This is a genomic window from Oceaniglobus roseus (assembly GCF_002869745.1).
Taxonomy (GTDB): domain Bacteria; phylum Pseudomonadota; class Alphaproteobacteria; order Rhodobacterales; family Rhodobacteraceae; genus Oceaniglobus; species Oceaniglobus roseus.
On sequence record NZ_PNOS01000058.1, the window covers coordinates 1 to 18,973 of the forward strand.

Annotated in this window: 13 protein-coding genes; 6 read left to right on the forward strand and 7 right to left on the reverse strand. The window is 70.7% G+C overall.

Annotation, left to right across the window (positions count from 1 at the left end; translation table 11 throughout):
• On the reverse strand, nucleotides 1-1,877 hold a 1,877-nt coding region (locus A7B20_RS19990), incomplete at its 3' end, for a PAS domain-containing sensor histidine kinase (protein WP_102110353.1).
• 168 nt (nucleotides 1,878-2,045) lie between these two features.
• Between A7B20_RS19990 and A7B20_RS19995 the strand changes: the two genes are divergently transcribed.
• From A7B20_RS19995 to pbpC, 3 genes are read left to right on the forward strand one after another with little or no spacing between them, the layout of a single operon-like run.
• Nucleotides 2,046-7,469, forward strand: a complete 5,424-nt coding sequence (locus A7B20_RS19995; protein ID WP_102110354.1) for an alpha-2-macroglobulin family protein — start codon at nucleotides 2,046-2,048, stop codon at nucleotides 7,467-7,469.
• Between the two features lie 4 nt (nucleotides 7,470-7,473).
• Entirely contained in the window at nucleotides 7,474-8,037 is a 564-nt protein-coding gene (locus tag A7B20_RS20000) for a putative glycolipid-binding domain-containing protein (protein WP_102110355.1), read from the forward strand.
• Nucleotides 8,027-10,066: a penicillin-binding protein 1C gene (gene pbpC / locus A7B20_RS20005; protein ID WP_102110356.1), complete on the forward strand. Its 2,040-nt coding sequence runs from the start codon at nucleotides 8,027-8,029 to the stop codon at nucleotides 10,064-10,066. Before A7B20_RS20000 ends, pbpC begins: the two co-directional genes overlap by 11 nt.
• Nucleotides 10,067-10,100: 34 nt before the next feature.
• On the opposite strand, the gene A7B20_RS20010 is transcribed toward pbpC, so the two are convergent.
• The 4 genes from A7B20_RS20010 to A7B20_RS20025 all read right to left on the reverse strand — a co-directional run bounded on the left by A7B20_RS20010 (nucleotide 10,101) and on the right by A7B20_RS20025 (nucleotide 13,851).
• Nucleotides 10,101-10,892 (reverse strand): amino acid ABC transporter permease, encoded by a 792-nt coding sequence (locus A7B20_RS20010; RefSeq protein ID WP_102110357.1) that lies wholly within the window; start codon nucleotides 10,890-10,892, stop codon nucleotides 10,101-10,103.
• A gap of 22 nt (nucleotides 10,893-10,914) precedes the next feature.
• Entirely contained in the window at nucleotides 10,915-11,715 is an 801-nt protein-coding gene (locus A7B20_RS20015; RefSeq protein WP_102110358.1) for a transporter substrate-binding domain-containing protein, read from the reverse strand.
• 121 nt (nucleotides 11,716-11,836) lie between these two features.
• Entirely contained in the window at nucleotides 11,837-12,217 is a 381-nt protein-coding gene (locus A7B20_RS20020; RefSeq protein ID WP_102110359.1) for an HIT domain-containing protein, read from the reverse strand.
• 56 nt (nucleotides 12,218-12,273) lie between these two features.
• Nucleotides 12,274-13,851: a DUF5928 domain-containing protein gene (locus tag A7B20_RS20025; protein WP_102110360.1), complete on the reverse strand. Its 1,578-nt coding sequence runs from the start codon at nucleotides 13,849-13,851 to the stop codon at nucleotides 12,274-12,276.
• A 145-nt stretch (nucleotides 13,852-13,996) separates the two neighbouring features.
• Here A7B20_RS20025 and A7B20_RS20030 point away from each other — a divergent pair, with 145 nt between their 5' ends.
• Nucleotides 13,997-14,815 (forward strand): sulfotransferase family protein, encoded by an 819-nt coding sequence (locus A7B20_RS20030; protein ID WP_102110361.1) that lies wholly within the window; start codon nucleotides 13,997-13,999, stop codon nucleotides 14,813-14,815.
• 28 nt (nucleotides 14,816-14,843) lie between these two features.
• Here A7B20_RS20030 and A7B20_RS20035 read toward each other — a convergent pair whose 3' ends face one another.
• Nucleotides 14,844-15,830 carry an adenosine kinase gene (locus A7B20_RS20035; RefSeq protein ID WP_102110362.1) on the reverse strand — a complete coding sequence of 329 codons (987 nt, stop codon included), beginning with the start codon at nucleotides 15,828-15,830 and terminating at the stop codon, nucleotides 14,844-14,846.
• Complete coding sequence (nth, locus tag A7B20_RS20040; RefSeq protein ID WP_102110363.1) at nucleotides 15,827-16,471, reverse strand: endonuclease III; 645 nt, start codon at nucleotides 16,469-16,471, stop codon at nucleotides 15,827-15,829. The genes A7B20_RS20035 and nth overlap by 4 nt, the downstream gene beginning before the upstream one ends.
• Before the next feature lie 134 nt (nucleotides 16,472-16,605).
• On the opposite strand from nth, the gene A7B20_RS20045 reads away from it, so the two are divergent.
• Both A7B20_RS20045 and A7B20_RS20050 read left to right on the forward strand, forming a co-directional pair.
• Nucleotides 16,606-17,748: a WD40/YVTN/BNR-like repeat-containing protein gene (locus tag A7B20_RS20045; protein WP_102110364.1), complete on the forward strand. Its 1,143-nt coding sequence runs from the start codon at nucleotides 16,606-16,608 to the stop codon at nucleotides 17,746-17,748.
• A gap of 79 nt (nucleotides 17,749-17,827) precedes the next feature.
• Complete coding sequence (locus tag A7B20_RS20050) at nucleotides 17,828-18,700, forward strand: methylated-DNA--[protein]-cysteine S-methyltransferase (protein WP_425437190.1); 873 nt, start codon at nucleotides 17,828-17,830, stop codon at nucleotides 18,698-18,700.
• Nucleotides 18,701-18,973 lie beyond the last annotated feature (273 nt).

Genomic DNA, 18,973 nt, shown 5'->3' on the forward strand with positions numbered 1-18,973 from the left:
GACAGTGCGACGACGACATCGCCCGCCCCGGTGTCGACGGGCAGCGCCGCGGCGCCCTCCGCCGCGACGACCGCCAGCCCCAGCGCGGCCAGCTGCCGCGTCAGCGTCTCGCGCAGCACCGCGGCGCCGCCGAGGATTACCGCCCGCTTCAGATGCTGCGGCGCAAGAAGCTTCGGCGCCGGGACAGCGCCCGCGGGCAGGGGAAGCGCGGCCACGAAGCGGCTGCCGGTGCCGGGTTCGGAGTGGACGGTCAGCCGCCCGCCCATCTGCTCGACCAACTGGCGCGAGATGGCGAGGCCCAGGCCCGTGCCCTCGAACTTGCGGGCGCTGCCGTCCTCGACCTGGGTGAACTTGTCGAAGACGTGTTCCAGCTTGTCGGGCGGTATCCCGATCCCCGTATCCTCGACCTCCACCACCAGCACACCCGCCGCGTCGCGGCAGGCGCGGACGGCCACATGCCCCCGCTCGGTGAACTTCAGCGCATTGCCGACGAGGTTGGTCAGCACCTGCCGCACCCGCCCCTCGTCGCCGATGGCCACCGGCACGAAGTCGGACGGCACGTCCACGACGACCGCCAGGTCGCGGTCCTGCACCGTCGTCTGCAGGAGGCGCACCACGTCGTGCAGGCAGCGTTCGACGTCGAACGGCTGCGCGGCGAGCGGCATCTTCCCCGCCTCGATCTTCGAGAAGTCGAGGATGTCCTTCAGGATCACGAGCAGCGCTTCGCCCGAGGACTTGATGGTTTCCGCGCAGATCCGCTGTTCGGCGGTCAGGGTGCCGTCGCAGAGCAGTTCCGCCATGCCGACGACGCCGTTCAGGGGGGTGCGGATCTCGTGGCTCATGTTGGCGAGGAAGGTGGACTTGGCGCGGTTCGCCGCCTCGGCCCGCGCCCGCTCGGCCTCCAGGGCGGCCTGCTGTTCCTTGATCGGGGTGATGTCCATCCTCAGGCCGACGCGCCCGCCGTCGGGGGTGGAATGTTCGAGGATCCGGAGCCAGCGCCCGTCGCCCAGCTGCTGCTCGATCATCTGCGAGGGGGCGCGGTGGGCGGCCATCCGCTCCTCCAGCCACTCCTCCTCGCGGCCCACCGCCTCGCGGTACTGGCCGCGTGCCAGCCCGAAGCGCAGGATGCTCTCGAAACTCGCGCCGTGCTGGATGGCGGGGGCGCTTTCCGGATAGATCTCGCGGTAGCGGTCGTTGCACATCACCAGCCGGTCGTCCTGGTCGAACAGGACGAAGCCGTCGGGAATCGCCTCTACCGCGGCCCACATGCGCAGGTTGTCGGTCTGGTTGATGCCCAGCGTCACCATCCCGCCGTCCGGCGTGCGCCGGTCCACCAGCTTGACGAACTGGCCGTTCCAGAGCCGCAGCACCGCAGAGGGCGGCACGTCCTGCTGCCAGCGCGCCTTCATCGCCGCGCGCCAGGGTCCGGGCGGGCCCTGCGGATCGACGATCCCCTCGTCCAGCAGGACATCGACGATGTCGTTGTAAGGGACGCCCGGCGCCATCATCGCGAGCCCGTCGAAGATCGACAGGTAGGCCTTGTTGGCGACCACCAGCCGGTGCTCGGCATCGAACATGGCGAAGCCGTCGCGCACCGATTGCAGCGCGGCCCACAGCCGCGTCTCGGCCAGGGCGGCGGCCTGTTCGGCGCGGGCAAGGTCGGCCTGGGTGCGCGTCACCTCGCCGTGCAGCTGTTCGCTTTGCGAGCGGATCGAGGCGACCTCGTCCCGCGTCTCGACGATCTCGGTGGACAGGGCGCGGGCGTGCAGGGCGAGGCGGCGGTTGGCCTCGCGCAGCTCGGTCTGGCGCAGCTCCAGCAGCCGTTCGGCGGCCAGCCGCGCGCGCCGTTCGTTCGCCAGAAGCGACGACAGATCCATGCTGTCCCCTTTCCCTTCGGCCTTCTGCCGGATCCACGGGCGCGAGACTGGAGGCGGGAGGTTTAGATCACCTTAACGGCAGCCCGCCCCGCGCCGCCTTGTCAGACTCGCGGGCGGTATGCGACGATGAGGGGGCTGCCATCCCCGCAATCACCAGGTGGATCTGCCATGCTGCGCGTCGTCCTCACGCTTGCCTCCCTTGCCCTTGCCGCGCCCGCCCTCGCCGACTCACCGGTGCCCGAGCGGCGCGTCACCGTCACCTCGGACACCGATTTCTTCGGCGGCGACCTCAGCGCGGTGTTCGACACCACCTACGACGTCTGCCGCGCCACCTGCCTTGCCGACAGCAGCTGCACCGCCTTCACCTTCAACACCCGCTCGAACGCCTGCTTTCCGAAGACGGGCGTCACCGACCGCCAGCCCTACCAAGGGGCGATGTCGGCCGAAGTGACCGACGTTCCGGCCGAGATCCTGTCCCGCGCCGAGGGGCTGGCGCAGACGCTCGATTTCCTCGAGCCGGCCGACCTCGAGGCCGCGAAGGCCGAGGCGGTGGACCTGCCGCTGCGCCATGCCATGACCGGGCTGACGGCGGTCGAGCTGCTGCAATCGGCCCGCGCTGCGCGGAGTTCGGGCAACACCGGCGGCGCGCTGCGCTTCACCGGGCAGGCTCTCGGGATCACCGACGCGGCCGACCTCTGGACGGAATACGCCCGGCTCCTGCTGGCGGTGGAGGCGTCGAGCGGCGACCAGCAGCAGACCTATCGCAACCGCGCCGTGCTGGCGGCGATCAACGGCTACCTGCGGTCGGGCACCGTGCCCGCCCAGGTCTCGGCGCTGGAGGTCATGGCCGACGCGCTGGAGCGGGTGGGCCGCGGCCGCGCCTCGATCCCGGCGCTGCGCCTCGCCCAGTCGCTGTCGCCGCGCGACGACATCGCCGCGGCGCTGGATGCCGCCATCGGCAAGTTCGGTTTCCGCGTCACCGACAACAGCGTGGAAAGCGATGCGGCCCAGCCGCGGATCTGCGCCCAGTTCAACGAGGATCTGGTGCAGGCCGGGGTCGATTACGCCACCTATGTCCAGACCGATGCCGCGGGCCTCGTCGTGCAGGCCGAGGGCAACCAGCTGTGCCTCGACGGGGTCGAGCATGGCCAGCGCTACCGCGTCACCATGCGCGAGGGGCTGCCCGCCGCCTCGGGCGAGGTGCTGGCGAAATCGGTGCCGCTGACCCTCTACGTCCGCGACCGCGCGCCCGCCGCCCGCTTCCCCGGCCGCGGCTATATCCTGCCCGCGGGGGGCGAGGTGGCGGTGCCGGTGGTGACGGTGAACCTCGACACGGTGGAGCTGAAGCTCTCCCGCGTCTCGGACCGCAACCTGATCCGCGCGATCCAGGGAGACATGTTCGCGCGCCCCGTGCCGCAGTACCGGCAGGACCAGTTCGACGGCGAGATCGCCGAGGAGATCTGGAGCGGCACCGGCACCGTGCAGCGCGACCTGAACCGAGACGTGACGACCCGCCTGCCCGTCGGCGAGGTCGCGGGCGCGCTTAAGCCCGGCATCTACGTGCTGCAGGCGCGTGTGCCGGGGGCCGATCCCTACGACGATCCGGCGGCGGCGCAGTGGTTCGTGGTCTCCGACCTGGGGCTCACCACCTTCTCGGGCAACGACGGGCTGACCGCCTTCGTGCGCGGGCTGGGCGATGCGGCGGCGAAACCGGGCGTGACGCTCACCCTGCTGTCGCGCGCCAACGCGGTGCTCGGCACGGCCGAGACCGATGCCGAGGGCCGCGCGACCTTCGCCCCCGGCCTCACCCGGGGCACCGGCGGCGCGGCGCCCGCGCTGCTGCTGGCCGAGGAGGGGGACGACATGGCCTTCCTGCCGCTCACCGACCCGGAGTTCGACCTGTCGGACCGGGGCGTGGAGGGCCGCGCGCCCGCCGGGCCGGTGGACGTCTTCGTGACCACCGACCGCGGCGCCTACCGCGCGGGCGAGACCATCGTGGCAACGGCGCTGGCCCGCGACGACGCCGCGCAGGCGATCGAGGGGCTGCCGCTGACCGCGATCCTCTACCGCCCCGACGGGCAGGAATATTCCCGCACGCTGTCGCAGGACGAGGGGGCGGGCGGCCATGTCGTGCGGATGCCCGTGGGCGACGACGTGGCGCGCGGCACCTGGCGGCTGTCCTTCTTCGCCGACACCGACGCCCCCGCGTCCGCCACGGCCGAGGTGCTGGTCGAGGATTTCCTGCCCGGGCGCATCGACGCAACGCTCTCGCTGCCGGGGGGCCCGGTGCCCGCCACGGGCGGCACGCCGCTGACGGTTGAGGCGAAGTACCTCTTCGGCGCCCCCGGCGCGGGACTGAAGGTCGAGACCGACGTGCAGGTGGCGCCCGCCGACACGCTCGACGCATACCCCGGCTTCGTCTTCGGCCGCTACGATCAGCCGGTGGATGCGCAGTCGCGCTATCTCGACACGGTGCAGACCGATGCTGCCGGAAAGGCGGTGATCGAGTTGCAACTGCCCGAGATGACCGCCCCCTCCCGCCCGATGGAGGTGCGCGCCCGCGTGCGTGTCGCCGAAGGTTCGGGCCGCCCGATCGAGCGCGACATCACGCGGCCGCTGGCGCTGGAGGGTCCCGCCATCGGCCTGAAGCCCGCCTTCGACGGCGTGCTGCCCGAGAACGGCACCGCCGCCTTCCAGGTGATCGCCGCCAATGCCGACAGCCCGGTGCAGGCGCGCTGGACCGTGAACCGGGTCGAGACGACGTACCAGTGGTACACGCTCTACGGCAACTGGGAGTGGGAGCCTGTCACCCGCCGCACCCGCGTCGCCACGGGCGAGGTGACGCTTGGCACCGATCCCGTCACCGTCTCGGCGCCCGTCACCTGGGGGCAGTACGAGATCAGGGTGGAGCGGCTGGGAAGCGCCTATGCCGCGGCCTCCATCTCCTTCGATGCGGGGTGGTACGCGGCGGACGGCGCGCTCGACACGCCGGACGTGCTGGAGCTGTCGCTGGACAAGGCGGCCTATGCGCCGGGCGACACCGCCGAGTTGCGGATCGTGCCGCGTGCCGCGGGCACCGCGCTGGTCAGCGTGCTGTCCGACCGCGTGATCTCGACCCGGACGGTCGAGGTGCCCGAGGGCGAAAGCACGATCCCCGTGCCCGTGACCGAGGACTGGGGCGCGGGCGCCTATGTCACCGCCACGGTGCTGTCGCCGAACGGCGCGGGCCACGCCCCGGCGCGGGCGCTCGGCCTGGCCTATGCCAAGGTCGATCCCGGAGCGGCGCAGCTTTCCGCCAGTTTCGAGGTGCCCGACAGCGCCGAGCCGCGCCAGCCCTTCGAGGTGGCGCTGAAGGTCGAGGGGGCAGAGCCGGGCGACACCGCCCATGCCGTGATCTCGGCCGTCGACCTCGGCATCCTGAACCTGACCGCCTTCGACAGCCCCGACCCCTCGGCCTACTACTTCGGCCAGCGGAAGCTCGGCGTCGCGATCCGCGACGTCTACGGGCGGCTGATCGACGGCAACACAGGCAACCTCGGCAGCCTGCGCTCGGGCGGGGACGGCAGCGCGGGGATGCGGATGCAGTCGCCGCCGCCGACGGAGAAGCTCGTCGCCTTCACCTCGGGCCCGCTCACGGTGGGCGAGGACGGCATGGCGCGCACCACCTTCGACCTGCCCGCCTTCAATGGCACGGTCCGCCTGATGGCGACGGTCTGGTCGGCCACCGGCGTCGGACAGGCGGAAAAGGACGTGCTGGTACGCGATCCGGTGGTGGTCGACGCCACCCTGCCGCGCTTCCTTGCCCCCGGCGACCAGTCGCGGCTGCTGCTGGAAGTCACCCATGCCACCGGACCCACCGGCGCCGCCGCCCTGCGCGTCGGCAGCGCGGGGGTGACGCTGGAGCTCGGCACCCTGCCGGCGAGCTTCACCCTGACCGAGGGCGAAAAGCAGACCTTCAGCGTGCCGATCACGGCGGGGGAGGAAGGCGACTACACCATCGACATCTCGCTGACCACGCCGGGGGGCAAGACGCTGGAGCGCCAGCTGACCCTGCCGGTGCGCGCCAACGACCCCGAGACGCAGCGCACCAGCCGCTTCACCCTTGCCGCCGGGGACACCTTCACCTTCGACGACGACGTGTTCGCGGGCCTGATGCCCGGCACCGGCCTTGCCACCCTCACCGCCGGTCCCCTCGCCCGGTTCGACAGCCCCGGCCTTCTGGCCGCGCTCGACCGCTATCCCTACGGTTGCACCGAGCAGGTGACGAGCACGGCGATGCCGCTCCTCTACCTCTCGTCCGTCGCCCGGGCCATGGGCCTCGGCACGAAGGACCAGCTGGACGAGCGGATCGAACAGGCCGTCACACGCGTCCTCGACAACCAGGCGCCGGGGGGCAGTTTCGGGCTGTGGGGGCCGGGGTCGGGCGATTTCTGGCTCGACGCCTACGTCACCGACTTCCTGTCCCGCGCCCGGGTGCAGGGGATCGACGTGCCCGACACCGCCTTCCGCGAGGCGCTGGACAACCTCAGGAACCGGGTGAACTACGCCCCCGACTTCGACGACGGGGGCGAGGATATCGCCTATGCGCTTCAGGTGCTGGCGCGCGAGGGGGCGGCGGCCATCGGCGACCTGCGCTACTATGCCGACGTGAAGGCCGACGCCTTCGCCACGCCGCTGGCGCTGGCCCAGCTTGGCGCCGCACTCGCCTCCTACGGCGATCCGAGCCGCGCCGACGCGATGTTCGCCCGCGCGGGCGAGCGGCTGACCCGGCCCGAGCCCGAGGAGGCGGGGCGCACCTGGCGCGCCGACTACGGCACCCGCCTGCGCGACAGCGCCGCCGTCCTGACGCTGGCCGTGGAATCGGGCAGCACCGCAATCCCGCGCGATGCCCTGATCGACCGGGTGGTGCCGAAGACGGGCGAGCCCGAGCGTTCGACCCAGGAGGCGGTCTGGTCGCTGCTGGCGGCCCACGCGCTGATCGGCGACGCCCGCTCGGACGGGCTGACGGTGAACGGGGCGGCGCCGGACGGCCCGCTGATCCGGGTGCGCGAGGCCGACACGGCGGGCGGCCCCGTCGAGATCGCCAACACCGGCAGCGACGAGGCGACGCTGACCCTCACCACCTTCGGCGTGCCGGAGGTGCCGGAACCGAAGGGCGGCGAGGGCTACGCGATCGAGCGGACCTATTTCACCATGGAGGGCGATCCGGTACAGCCCGACCGCGTGAAGATTGGCACCCGCCTTGTCGCGCTCCTGACCGTGCAGCCCTTCGCCGACACCGAGGCGCGGCTGATGGTCGACGATCCGCTGCCCGCGGGGTTCGAGATCGACAATCCGAACCTGCTGCAATCGGGCGACATCGCGGCGCTCGACTGGCTCGACACCGTGCAGGACGTGCAGACGGCGCAGTTCCTGAGCGACCGGTTCCTCGCCGCGGTCGACTGGCGCTCGGACCAGGCGTTCCGCGTCGCCTATATCGTGCGCGCGGTGTCGCCGGGCCTCTACCACCACCCCGCGGCGAGCGTCGAGGACATGTACCGCCCCCGCTTCCGCGCCCATACCGCCACCGGCCAGGTCGCGGTGACGGAGTGAGACGGTGAAGGGCGAGGTCAAGGCGGTCGCCCGCTGGACCCGGCTGGACGGGGCGGGCGACGACACCTGCAAGCTGGTGCGCGAGCCCGAGGGCTGGATGCTGCTCGGCCACGCGCGGTTCACCGAGGGCGGGTCGGAGACGCGGCTCGACTACCTCGTGCGCTGCGACCGCGACTGGCTGTCGCAAAGCGCCGACGTCACCGGCACCCGCGGCGGCGTGGCGGTCGGCTGGAGGCTGGCGAAATCGCCCGAGGGCTGGCAGGTGAACGGGCGCAGCATCGCCGACAGCGCGCAGTGCCACGACGTCGACCTGGGATTCACCCCGGCGACGAACCTGCTGCCGGTGCGTCGGCTGGGACTGATGGCGGGGCATCCGCAGGAGGTGGCCGCGCTCTGGCTGCGCTGGCCCGAGGCGCGGGCCGAGGTGCTGGAACAGACCTATGCCCGGCGCGACCACCGCACCGTCGACTATGCCTCGCCGGGTTTCGCGGCGGCGCTTGAGATCCATCCCTCGGGCTTCGTCACCGCCTATCCCGGCGGCTGGGAAGGCGAGGTCCATGCGCCCTGAGCGGATGCTGTTCGCGCTGGCCGTGCTGCTGTTCCTGGGCGCGGCCGCGCGGGACCGCTTCGACGGCTGGATCGACGCCACCCGGCTGCCCCCGCTCGCGCTGGAGACGGGAACGGAGGTGCGCGACCGCCACGGCCTGCTGCTGCGCGCCTATACCGTGGCCGACGGGCGCTGGCGGCTGGCCACGGGGCTGGATGCCGTCGATCCGCGCTATGTGAGGATGCTGGTCGGCTACGAGGACAAGCGGTTCTTCGAGCACGGGGGCGTCGACCCCTTGGCGGTGCTCAGGGCGGGGGTCGGTGCCGTGATGCACGGCGGCATCCGCTCCGGCGCCTCGACCCTGACGATGCAGGTGGCGCGGCTGCTGGAGGAGGGGCCGACCGGCGCCTGGTCGGGCAAGCTGCGCCAGCTCAGGGTCGCGCTGGCGCTGGAGCGGCGGCTCGGCAAGGAGGCGATCCTGACGCTCTACCTCAACCGCGCGCCTTTCGGCGGCAACATCGAAGGGGTGCGCGCGGCGTCGCTCGTCTATTTCGGCAAGGAGCCCGCCCGCCTGACCCCCGCCGAGGCGGCTTTGCTGGTGGCGCTGCCGCAGTCGCCCGAAACCCGCCGCCCCGATCGTTTTCCCGCCGCCGCCGAAGCGGCCCGCGACCGGGTGCTGGACCGGCTGGCGCGCGCCGGCGTCATCGGCACCGAAGCCGCCGCCGCCGCCCGGCGCGAAGCCGTGCCGACCGCCCGCCGCCCGTTCCCGGCCCTTGCCCCGCATCTCGCCGACCGCCTGCTGGCTGACGACCCCGGCGCGGGCGTGATCGCGACGACCCTCGACCGGCCGCTGCAACGCGCGATGGAGGACCTTGCCCGCGAGGCGCTGCGCGGGCAGGGGGCGCGGGTGTCGGTGGCGCTGCTGGTCGCCGACCACCGGACGGGCGAGATCCTGGCCCAGGTCGGCTCTCCCGCCTACGACAACGACCCCAGGCAGGGCTTCGTCGACATGACCGAGGCCCTGCGCTCGCCCGGCTCGACGCTGAAGCCGGTGATCTACGGCCTCGCCTTCGACCAGGGCCTTGCCCATCCCGAGACGCTGATCGAGGACGTGCCGACCGCCTTCGGCACCTACGCGCCGCAGAACTTCGACGGCGCCTTTCGCGGCACCGTGCGGCTGCGCGACGCGCTCCAGATGTCGCTGAACATCCCGGCGGTGAAGCTGACCGAGGCCATCGGCCCCGCCCGGCTGGTCGATGCCCTGCGCCGCAGCGGTGCGCGGGTCGAGATCCCGGGCGGGCGCGCGGGGCTCGCGGTGGCGCTCGGCGGCGCGGGGCTGACGCTGGAAGGGCTGGTGCAGGTCTATGCCATGCTGGCCGAGGGCGGGGTGCGGCGCGACCTGCACGCGCTGCCGTCCGGCGCGGGGACGCCGCAGCGGGTGCTGTCGGCCGAGGCGGCGTGGCAGGTGGGCGACATCCTTTCGGGACTCGCGCCGCCGGTGGGGGCGCCGCGGAACGGGCTCGCCTACAAGACCGGCACCTCCTACGGCCATCGCGATGCCTGGGCCATCGGCTTCGACGGGCGGCACGTCGTCGGCGTCTGGATGGGCCGGCCCGACGGCACGCCGGTCCCTGGCGCCTTCGGCGGAGACCTGGCCGCCCCGGTGCTGTTCCAGGCCTTCGCGCGGCTCTCGCCCCGGCTGGAGCCGCTCGGCGCGCCGCCTCCCGGCGTGCTGACGGTCGCCACCGCCGACCTGCCGCAGCCGCTCCAGCGCTTCCGCCCCCGCGACGCCGCCTTCGCCGCCGCCCCGGACGCGCCGGTGATCGCCTTCCCGCCCGAGGGCGCGGAACTGGCGATCGGGGACGGACAGCTGGCGGTGAAGCTGCGCGGCGGCGTGCCGCCCTTCACCATCCTCGCCGACGGCCGCCCGGTTTCGGTCGCCACGCCCGAGCGGGAGACCTGGGTCGGCGTCGGCGGACCGGGCTTCGTGACGCTGTCGGTGATCGACGGCGCGGGCCGTTCGGCAAGGGTGGCAATCAGGGTGGAGTGAAGGCCGGGGCCCGGTGCCGACCGTCAGCGATCCGCTATCCGCCCCGCCGCCGGTTCAGCCGCGCCTCGAGCCGCCGCAGCAGCAGCGACAGGGTGACGGTCATCAGCAGGTACAGCAGCGCGACCACGTTGTAGGTCTCGAAATAGCGGAAGTTGCCCGCCGCCGTGACCTTGCCGAGCTGGGTGATGTCGAGCACGCCCAGCACCGAGACCAGCGAGGAGTCCTTGATCATCGCGATGAAGTCGTTGCCGAGCGGCGGCAGGATGGTGCGGATCGCCTGCGGAAAGACGATGAGCCGGAAGCACTGCCAGCCCGAGAGGCCAAGCGCCTTCGCCGCCTCGATCTGCCCGGGATCGACCGAGACGAGGCCGGCGCGGAACACCTCGGCGATGAAGGCGGCATAGCCGATGACGAGGGCGAGGATCGCCCGCCAGATCAGGGGAAAGTCGCGGGTGCGCGCCTCTTCCAGCCCCAGCGGCCTGACCAGCCAGTTCCACGCCTCCACCAGCATCGGCGCCAGCACGAAGGCGACGTAGAGCAGCAGCACGAGGATCGGGATGCCGCGCACGATTTCGACGTAGAAGCGCGCGACCTGGCGCAGCGCGAGGTGTTTCGACAGCGCCGCGAGGGCCAGCAGCAGCCCAAACCCCGAGGCCATGGCGAAGGCCACGGCAGTCACGAAAAGGGTGATGCCGATGCCCTTCGAAAGGGTCGCCAGCACCTGCGCATAGAAGTCGTCGGAGACGACGCGCACCAGCATCACCGCCGCGATGGCGGCGGCGACCAGAAGCCACCAGGGAAAGTCGCGGTCGCGCGGCGGGGTCATGCCGCGCGCCCCTTCCTCCGCCTCACTCGCCCATCTTGAAGTCGAGGAACCACTTCTTGTTCAGCGCCTCGATCGTGCCGTCCTCCTTCATCGACGCGATGGCGGCGTTGACCGGCGCGACGAGGTCCGAGCCCTTGGGGAAGATGAAGCCGAAATCCTCGCTCCCTAGCTTCTCGCCCACGATCTTCAGCGCCCCGTCCGACGCGGCGACATAGCCTTCGCCGGCGGTACCGTCGGTCAGCACCAGGTCGACGTCGCCGGTCCTCAGCGCCTGCACCGCGGCGCCGAAGGTTTCGAACTGCTTCATCCGGGGGTCGGATTCATCGCTGCCGAGCACGTCGTAGATCCCGACGTAGAAGGGCGTGGTGCCGGGCTGGGCGCCGATCAGCAGGTCGGGATCCTCCTGGAACGAGGCGGCGTCGATGAAGCGGTCCTCGTCGCCCCTGACCAGCATGACCATTTCCGAGCGCATGTAGGGATCGGAGAAGTCGACCACCTCGGCGCGGTCCTCGCGGATGGTGATGCCGGTCATGCCGATGTCGTACTGGCCCTGGCTGACCGCGGGGATCATCGCGTCCCAGCTGGTGTTGGCGTATTCCACCGTCATGTTCAGCCGCCTGGCGATCTCGGCCATGGCGTCGTATTCCCAGCCCGTCGCCTCGCCCGTCTTCGGGTCGACGAACTGGAGCGGGGGATAGGCGTTCTCGGTCACGACGGCGACGGTGCGTCCGCCGAGGTCGGGCAGGTCGGCGGCGGCGGCGGCGGCGAGGCCGGGCAGGACGGCCAGGGCGGCCGCGGCAAGGAGGCTGGGAAGGCGTGTCATCGGGGGCAATCTCCGTTTCAGATCGGGCGAGAGGTTAGGCTTTGGCGATGGCGGCACGCAAGTCCGGCGCGCATGTCCGGGCGTGTTTCCGGGCGCGGTGCTGGCGTGGTGCGGGCGGGGTTCAGGCGGGGTTCAGCATCCGCCCGAGGCCGCGGCCCGCGAGGATGTGCATGTGGTAATGCGGCACTTCCTGCACCCCGTGCTCGCCCGCGTTCGAGATGGTGCGGAAACCCTGCCCGCCCTCGCCGGGCTGGATGCCGAGCATCTGGCAGACCTTCCCCGAGACGCGCATGAAATCCACGATCTCGGCGTCCGAGGCGGCGATGCAGAAGTGGTCGTGGCAGACATAGGAGCCCTTCGGGATCACCAGCACGTGGTGGGGCGCCTGCGGGCGGATGTCGCGGAAGGCGAGCGTGTGCTCGGTCTCCATAACCGTGTCGTTCGGAATCTCCTTGCGCAGGATCTTCGCGAAGATGTTCTGGTCGTCGTAGGCATAGGGCATGGTCTGTCCTTTCTCGGGCGGTGTCCGGGCCGTTCGCGGCCGTAGGGCGATCGGGTCTAGTCGGAGAAAAGGCCCGGATCCGAAACGATGGCAAGGGCCTGGTCCGGGGAAATCCCCAGCAGTTCGGTCAGAGCGGCGGCGTTGGACTTCGGGGGCGCGGATTCGCTCAGGCGCAGGAAGTGCTCGAATCCCGCGTCGCGCAGGGCGTCGCTTTCGAAGGCGATGTCGGCGCGGATGGTCGGCAGCAGGGTCGCCAGGGTCTCGGCCGGGGTCGTCTCCCCGGCCAGCCCGACCCGCCGGGCGTGGCCGGCAAGATAGCTTTCGGAGAAGACGCAATCGATCTCCAGCACCTTCGTCACGGAGCGGTCGTTCTGGAAGTCGCGCAGCAGGTCCATGTTGTTCGGATCGAGGCAGATCATCAGGCGGTCGGTCTGGTGATAGTCGAACAGCATCCGCATCAGCGCGCGGCGGTGGCGGGTGCGCTTTTCCATCGTCTTCTGGATGCCGCCGAGATCGGGCAGCGGCGTCGCCTCCTCGTCGAACAGGTATTCGAGCGCGGCGATCCCGCTGGCCCCGGCCAGCCGCCTCAGCACGCGCTTGCCGACATGCCATTTCTTGCAGGCCAGGATGATCAGCGTGCGTTCGTGCCCGAGGGTCGACTCCGTTTCCCAGAACCGCGGCGCGAAGCGGCGGCCGGTGCGGCCGCGCCCGGTGAGGAAGTGGAACAGGCGGCGGCCCTCGTTGCTGATGCGGAAGTCGCGCGTCTCGCTGGCATAGAGCGCGCCCAGCCGCCGCTTCAGCTCGGTCGCGCCGGGGCTGATCTTGCGGGCGAAAAGATAGTCCTGGGACAGCAGCAGGTCGTAGTGGTCGTCGTAGAACACGACCGGCATCCCGTAATCGGTGAACAGCAGGAAGGTCGGCGTGCGCGAGCGGATCTCGGTGCCGGGGATGATGTGGCGCACGACCGTCTGGAAGAACGTCTCGTCCGGGATCCAGGTGGTGCGGAAGAAGCGCATCACGTCGGGGCGCTGCCGGCAGAAGTCGAGCACCCACTCGATCGTCTGCCGCCGGAGGCACCACCACTGGCTGCCGATCATCATCTGCAGATCCTCGGGGATCCGGCGGGTCAGGCCCAGCCGCTTCTGGAGGTCGTAGGAGGCGTAGAACAGCCGCTTCTGGGTACGTTCGTTGAACCAGTGTCGGTAGATCAGCCGTTCCTCGCGGAAGCCGGTCTTGATCCAGCCGCTTTCGAAATAGTCGACGCTTTCGATATAGTCGGCATCCTCGGCATCGAGGAAGGCATGGGCGTAGTGGGCCGACTTGATCGCCATGCAGTCGCCGGACACCATGTAGAAGTGGGTTGCGCGGGGGAAGGCCTCGACCGCGGCCTCCACGGCGAGGAGGGTGGCCGCGACGAGGCTCCAGCCGCCCCAGCCGCATTTCAGGCGGCGCCGTGCGAAGACGACGCGCGGATTGTCCTTCAGCGCCGAGGTGATCCGCTCGTAATCCGCGGCGGCGGCACGGGCATCGAAGTGGATCGAGATGCAGTCGCCCACGGCAGTCAGCCCCCGGGCCTGCTGGATGATCGCCTCGGGATCCTTGTGGCAGAGCAGGATGAATGCGATTTGTGCCATTCGGGAAACGTTGTTGTCACCGCGGGATCATACGCGCCAACAGGTAGCGCAAAGCGATCCGGCAATGACAGGACTATTCTGATTTTTCTGTCCCTTGGCGGCAAGCTGCCCCATAACGGGCCAAAGCGGAAGGAGTGCGCGCGCCATGGGTTTCCCCGGAACCTGGATGACGGAAAGCGAGAACATGGTGTACCGGGTGGTGCCGAAATGCGCCTGCTCGACCATCGGCCAGATCATGTACTACTCGGATCACGGCCGCTTCTTCGACGGCGACATCCACGACGCGAAGGACGGGCTGCACAAGTGGGCGCAGGACCACAGCCAGCCGGTCATCGAACGGGCGGTCAAGGGTCACACGGCGCCCGCCTTCACCTGCGTCAGGAACCCCTACAGCCGCATCCTGTCGTCCTTCTTCGACAAGATCTGCGGCATCCAGAGGAACGGCAACCGCTATCGCGGGAACCTGGTGCCGGGGCTGATCCAGAAATACGGCGTGGACGTGGGCGGCGACGACGGCACCGCCGAGTTCGACCAGATCAGGAGCTTCCGGCGGTTCCTGCTGTTCGTGCGCGACACCATCCGGTTCCGGAAGCCGATGGATCCCGACATCCACTGGTCGGCGATGTCGGGGCACATCTCGACCTTCATCGTCAACGGCGGGCGGTACGACCGGATCTTCTGGACCGAGTCCTTCAACGACGGGATGCGCGACGTGCTCGACATGGCCGAGCTGCGCAATCCGGTGGATCTGGACGCGATCCCGCGCTTCAACGAGTCCGAGGGGCACGGGCCGAAGCGGGCGCATCCGGTCGAGGACTATTTCGACGACCTGTCGATGCATTTGATGAAGGAAATCTACGACAAGGATTTCAAGCTGTTCCGCTACGACTTCGACGATCCGTCGAACCGGAAGCCGGTGGGCGAGATCGACCTCGACGAGGTGCACGCGAAGCTCGGGGACTGAGGATGGGGACCGGGGCCGCCGGACCCGGTCAGATCAGGCCTACGGCCGCGAAGATCTCCTTCAGGCTCGCCTCGGGGCGGGGGCCGATGTGGCCGATCACCTCGGCCGCCGCGGCGACCCCCATGCGCCCGCAGGTCTCGAGGTCGCGCCCCGTGGCATAGCCGTAGAGGAACCCGGCCGCGAACTGGTCGCCCGCGCCGGTCGCGTCCACCGGGACCACCGGCGTGACCGGCGCCTCGGCCCGCTGGCCGCCGCGGATCAGCAGCACGGCCTGGCCCGAGCGGGTGCAGACGACCGTCTCGCAGACCTCGGCCGCGCGCTCCAGCGCCGCCACCGGGTCGTCCATCTGGTAGAGCGAGGTCCACTCCGCCTGGTTGCCGATGACGAAGTCCATCTCGCCCTCGATCAGGCGCTGGAAGTCGGCGCGGTGGCGGTCGACGCAGAACGGGTCCGACAGCGAGATCCCCGCCTTGCCGCCCGCGTCGTGCATCAGCCGCGCCGCCTCGGCGAAGGCGGTCTTTCCCTCGTCCTTGTCGAACAGGTAGCCCTCGAGGAACAGGATGCCGCCGCCCGCGAAGGTCTCGGGCGGCACGTCGGCGCGGCCCAGATCGGCCCCGGCGCCGAGGTAGGTGTTCATCGACCGCTCGCCGTCGGGCGAAACGAAGATCATCGAGCGCGACGTCGGCGCCTCGGCCCCCGGCACCGGCGGGTTCGGGAAGGCGGTCCCGGCCTTCAGCATCCCTTCCGCATAGAAACGGCCAAGCGCGTCGTCCTTCACCTTGCCGATGAAGGCGGTCGAAAGGCCCAGCTGCCCGAGCCCCGCCAGCGTGTTGGCGACCGATCCCCCCGGCGTCTGGGTGCGCGCGTCCATGGCGGCGTACAGCACCTCGGCCCGCTGGCGTTCGACCAGCTGCATGATGCCCTTCTCGATCCCCATGTTGTCGAGGAACGAGTCGTCGGCCTGGGCGATCACGTCGACGATGGCGTTGCCGATGCCGATGACATCAAACTTCATTCGGTCTTCTCCTCAAAGGCGCACAGGTCGCGGATCAGGCAATCGGGGCAGCGTGGTTTCCGCGCCACGCAGATGTAGCGTCCGTGCAGGATCATCCAGTGGTGCGCGTGCTGCTGGAACTCGGCCGGAACGTGGTCCTCTATCGCGCGCTCGACGGCCTCGACCGTCTTGCCGGGCGCGATGCCCGAGCGGTTGCCAAGCCGGAAGATATGGGTGTCGACCGCCTGGGCGGGATGGCGGAACCACATGTTCAGCACCACGTTCGCGGTCTTCCGCCCCACGCCCGGCAGGGATTCCAGCGCGGCGCGGGATGACGGCACCTCGCCGCCGTATTCCTCGACCAGGATGCGGGACAGCTTGATGACGTTTTTCGCCTTGTTGCGGTAGAGGCCGATCGTCTTGATGTACTCGGTCACGCCCTCCTCGCCGAGCGCCAGCATCTTCTCGGGCGTATCGGCGACGGCGAAAAGGCCCCGGGTGGCCTTGTTCACCCCCGCGTCGGTCGCCTGGGCGCTGAGCGCCACGGCGACGACGAGGGTGAAGGCGTTCAGATGCTCGAGCTCGCCCTTCGGTTCGGGCTGGGCCGCGCGGAAGCGGCTGAAGATCTCGCGGATCACGGGATAGGGGAGCTGTTTCGCCATCGCTTCCCCTATGCCCGGATCGCGCCGGTGCGGCAAGGCCCGGCGCATCCCCGCCCGGCGCCGACAAGGGCGCTGTGCGACTCGGGCGGGCGGGGTGTAGGCTGCGCGCGACGGCTGCGGCGGGAGAGGCGGCGATGGCGGGGATCACGATCCTGATCGGGACGACCAAGGGGCTGTTCCTGGCCCGGGGCGACGAGGCGAGGGACGGCTGGGCGCTGTCCGGCCCGTTCTGCGGCGGCTGGCCGGTGAACCACGTGGCGGGCGATCCCGAAACCGGGCGGCTCTGGGCCGCCGGGGGGAACGAGTGGTTCGGGGCCGGGGTCTGGCGCTCGGAGGACGGGGCGGAGTGGACGCTCGCGAAGCTCGCCAACGGGCAGGCCGACGCCTGGCTCGCCGCGAATCCCGAGATGGCGGCGCATCTGGGCATGGAACCGGCGGGCCCGGCGCCCTTCAGCGGCGCGGTGGATGCGCTGTGGTCGCTGAAATGGGCGGATGGCACGCTCCATGCCGGGGCGAAGCCGGCGGCGCTGTTCGCCAGCCGCGACGGCGGCGCGACCTGGCACCGGGTGCAGGGGCTGACCGACCACCCCTCCTCGGGCAGCTGGGAGCCGGGGGCGGCGGGGCTGACGCTGCACACCATCGTCACCGATCCGGCCGATCCGGCGAAGATGTGGGTCGGCATCTCCGCCGCCGGGGTCTTCGCCACCGAGGACGGCGGGCAGAGCTGGGAGCGGCGGAACCGCCGGTCGAACGCCGAGGCGGTGGAGACGGCCACGGGCGCCTGCGGGCACGAGGTGGGGCACTGCGTGCACAACATGGTGCGCGCTTCCGGCGCGGGCGACCTCCTGTACCAGCAGAACCACCACGGCACCTTCCGCAGCCGCGACGGCGGGCGCAGCTGGGACGATATCGGCGGCGGACTGCCCTCGACCTTCGGCTTCCCGATCGCCGTGCATCCCACCGACCCCGACCGCATCTGGGTCGTGCCCCTGAACGGCGACACCCAGGGCCGCTTTCCGGTGGAGGCGAGGGCGGCGGTCTGGACCTCGGGCGACGGCGGCGCGACATGGGAGGCGCAGCGGCAGGGGCTGCCGCAGGAAAACTGCTTCTTCACCGTGCTGCGGCAGGCGATGGCGACCGACCGGGGCGCGCCGGCGGGCGTCTATTTCGGCACCAACTCGGGCAGCGTGTTCGCCACGCGGGACGAGGGCGAAAGCTGGCACGAGATCATCCGCCACCTGCCCACCGTGCTCTGCGTCGAGACGATGACCCGCTGAGCCATTGCGCAACATCCGGGTCGCGCGCTGCGGGGCAGGGGCGTAGGTTCAGGGCACACGCAGGAGAGCGACGATGAACATGCCCATGCCCATGTCGAAGACCGGGAGCGACGCCGAGAAGAGCTATTACTGGCAGCTGATGCGCCGGGCCATCGAGCGGCTGGACGCCGAGGACGGCCGCGACCTGACGCTCGAGGGCATCGCGGCCGAGATGAACCTTTCGCCCGCGCATTTCCAGCGGATGTTCTCGCGTTGGGCCGGGATCTCGCCCAAGCGGTTCCAGCAGTTCCTGCGGCTCGGCCACGCGAAGGCGCTGCTGGCCGAACGGTTCACCACCCTCGACACCGCGGCCGAGACCGGGCTTTCCGGGGGCGGGCGGCTGCACGATCTGTTCGTCCGCTGGGAGGCGATGAGCCCCGGCGAATATGCCCGGGCGGGCGAGGGGCTGACGATCTTCTGGGGCTGGTTCGAAAGCCCCTTCGGCCCGGCCCTGGTGATGGCGACGAGCAAGGGCATCTGCGGCATCGGCTTCGCCGCCGAGACGGGGGCCGAGGCGACGATGGAGGACCTGAGGGGCCGCTGGCCGAAGGCGGACTTCGTGGAGGACCCGATGCGCCTGCGCCCCTGGGCGCTGGCCGCGTTCGGCGCGGCGGACGACGGGCTGGATCCGGCGCCGCTGTTCCTGATCGGCGCGCCGTTCCAGATCAAGGTCTGGGAGGCGCTGCTGGCGATCCCCACGGGCCATGTCACTACCTATGGCGAGATCGCGGCCCACATCGGCGCGCCGAAGGCGGTGCGCGCGGTGGGCACCGCGGTGGGGCGCAACCCGGTCAGCTGGCTGATCCCCTGCCACCGGGCGCTCAGGAAGACCGGCGGGCTTGGCGGATACCACTGGGGGCTGCCTGTGAAGCGGGCGATGCTGGCCCACGAGGCGGCGCGGACCGGGCTCTGACATCACGCGGATGTGTGGCAAATCTCCGCCGACGCCCCATTTCCCCACATGCGCTCGACGCGCCGAGACCCTATCACGCGCGTTGGAGATGTGACGGAAACCGTGTGAGGATCAAATGACCACATCAAGATATGCCCTTCTGGCCGCAACGCTCGGCGTCTTCACGCTCGGCGCCTGCGTCAACCAGCAGACTGGCCAGCCCAACCGCACCGGCACCGGCGCGCTTGCCGGCGCCGCGCTCGGCGCCCTGGTGGGCGGCACCCGCGAAAGCGG

Coding starts and splice junctions, on each gene's coding strand:
- A7B20_RS19995 (WP_102110354.1), top strand. CDS start 2,046: ATGCTGCGCGTCGTCCTCACGCTTGCCTCCCTTGCCCTTGCCGCGCCC.
- pbpC (WP_102110356.1), top strand. CDS start 8,027: ATGCGCCCTGAGCGGATGCTGTTCGCGCTGGCCGTGCTGCTGTTCCTG.
- A7B20_RS20010 (WP_102110357.1), bottom strand. CDS start 10,892: ATGACCCCGCCGCGCGACCGCGACTTTCCCTGGTGGCTTCTGGTCGCC.
- A7B20_RS20015 (WP_102110358.1), bottom strand. CDS start 11,715: ATGACACGCCTTCCCAGCCTCCTTGCCGCGGCCGCCCTGGCCGTCCTG.
- A7B20_RS20020 (WP_102110359.1), bottom strand. CDS start 12,217: ATGCCCTATGCCTACGACGACCAGAACATCTTCGCGAAGATCCTGCGC.
- A7B20_RS20025 (WP_102110360.1), bottom strand. CDS start 13,851: ATGGCACAAATCGCATTCATCCTGCTCTGCCACAAGGATCCCGAGGCG.
- A7B20_RS20030 (WP_102110361.1), top strand. CDS start 13,997: ATGGGTTTCCCCGGAACCTGGATGACGGAAAGCGAGAACATGGTGTAC.
- A7B20_RS20035 (WP_102110362.1), bottom strand. CDS start 15,830: ATGAAGTTTGATGTCATCGGCATCGGCAACGCCATCGTCGACGTGATC.
- nth (WP_102110363.1), bottom strand. CDS start 16,471: ATGGCGAAACAGCTCCCCTATCCCGTGATCCGCGAGATCTTCAGCCGC.
- A7B20_RS20045 (WP_102110364.1), top strand. CDS start 16,606: ATGGCGGGGATCACGATCCTGATCGGGACGACCAAGGGGCTGTTCCTG.
- A7B20_RS20050 (WP_425437190.1), top strand. CDS start 17,828: ATGCCCATGCCCATGTCGAAGACCGGGAGCGACGCCGAGAAGAGCTAT.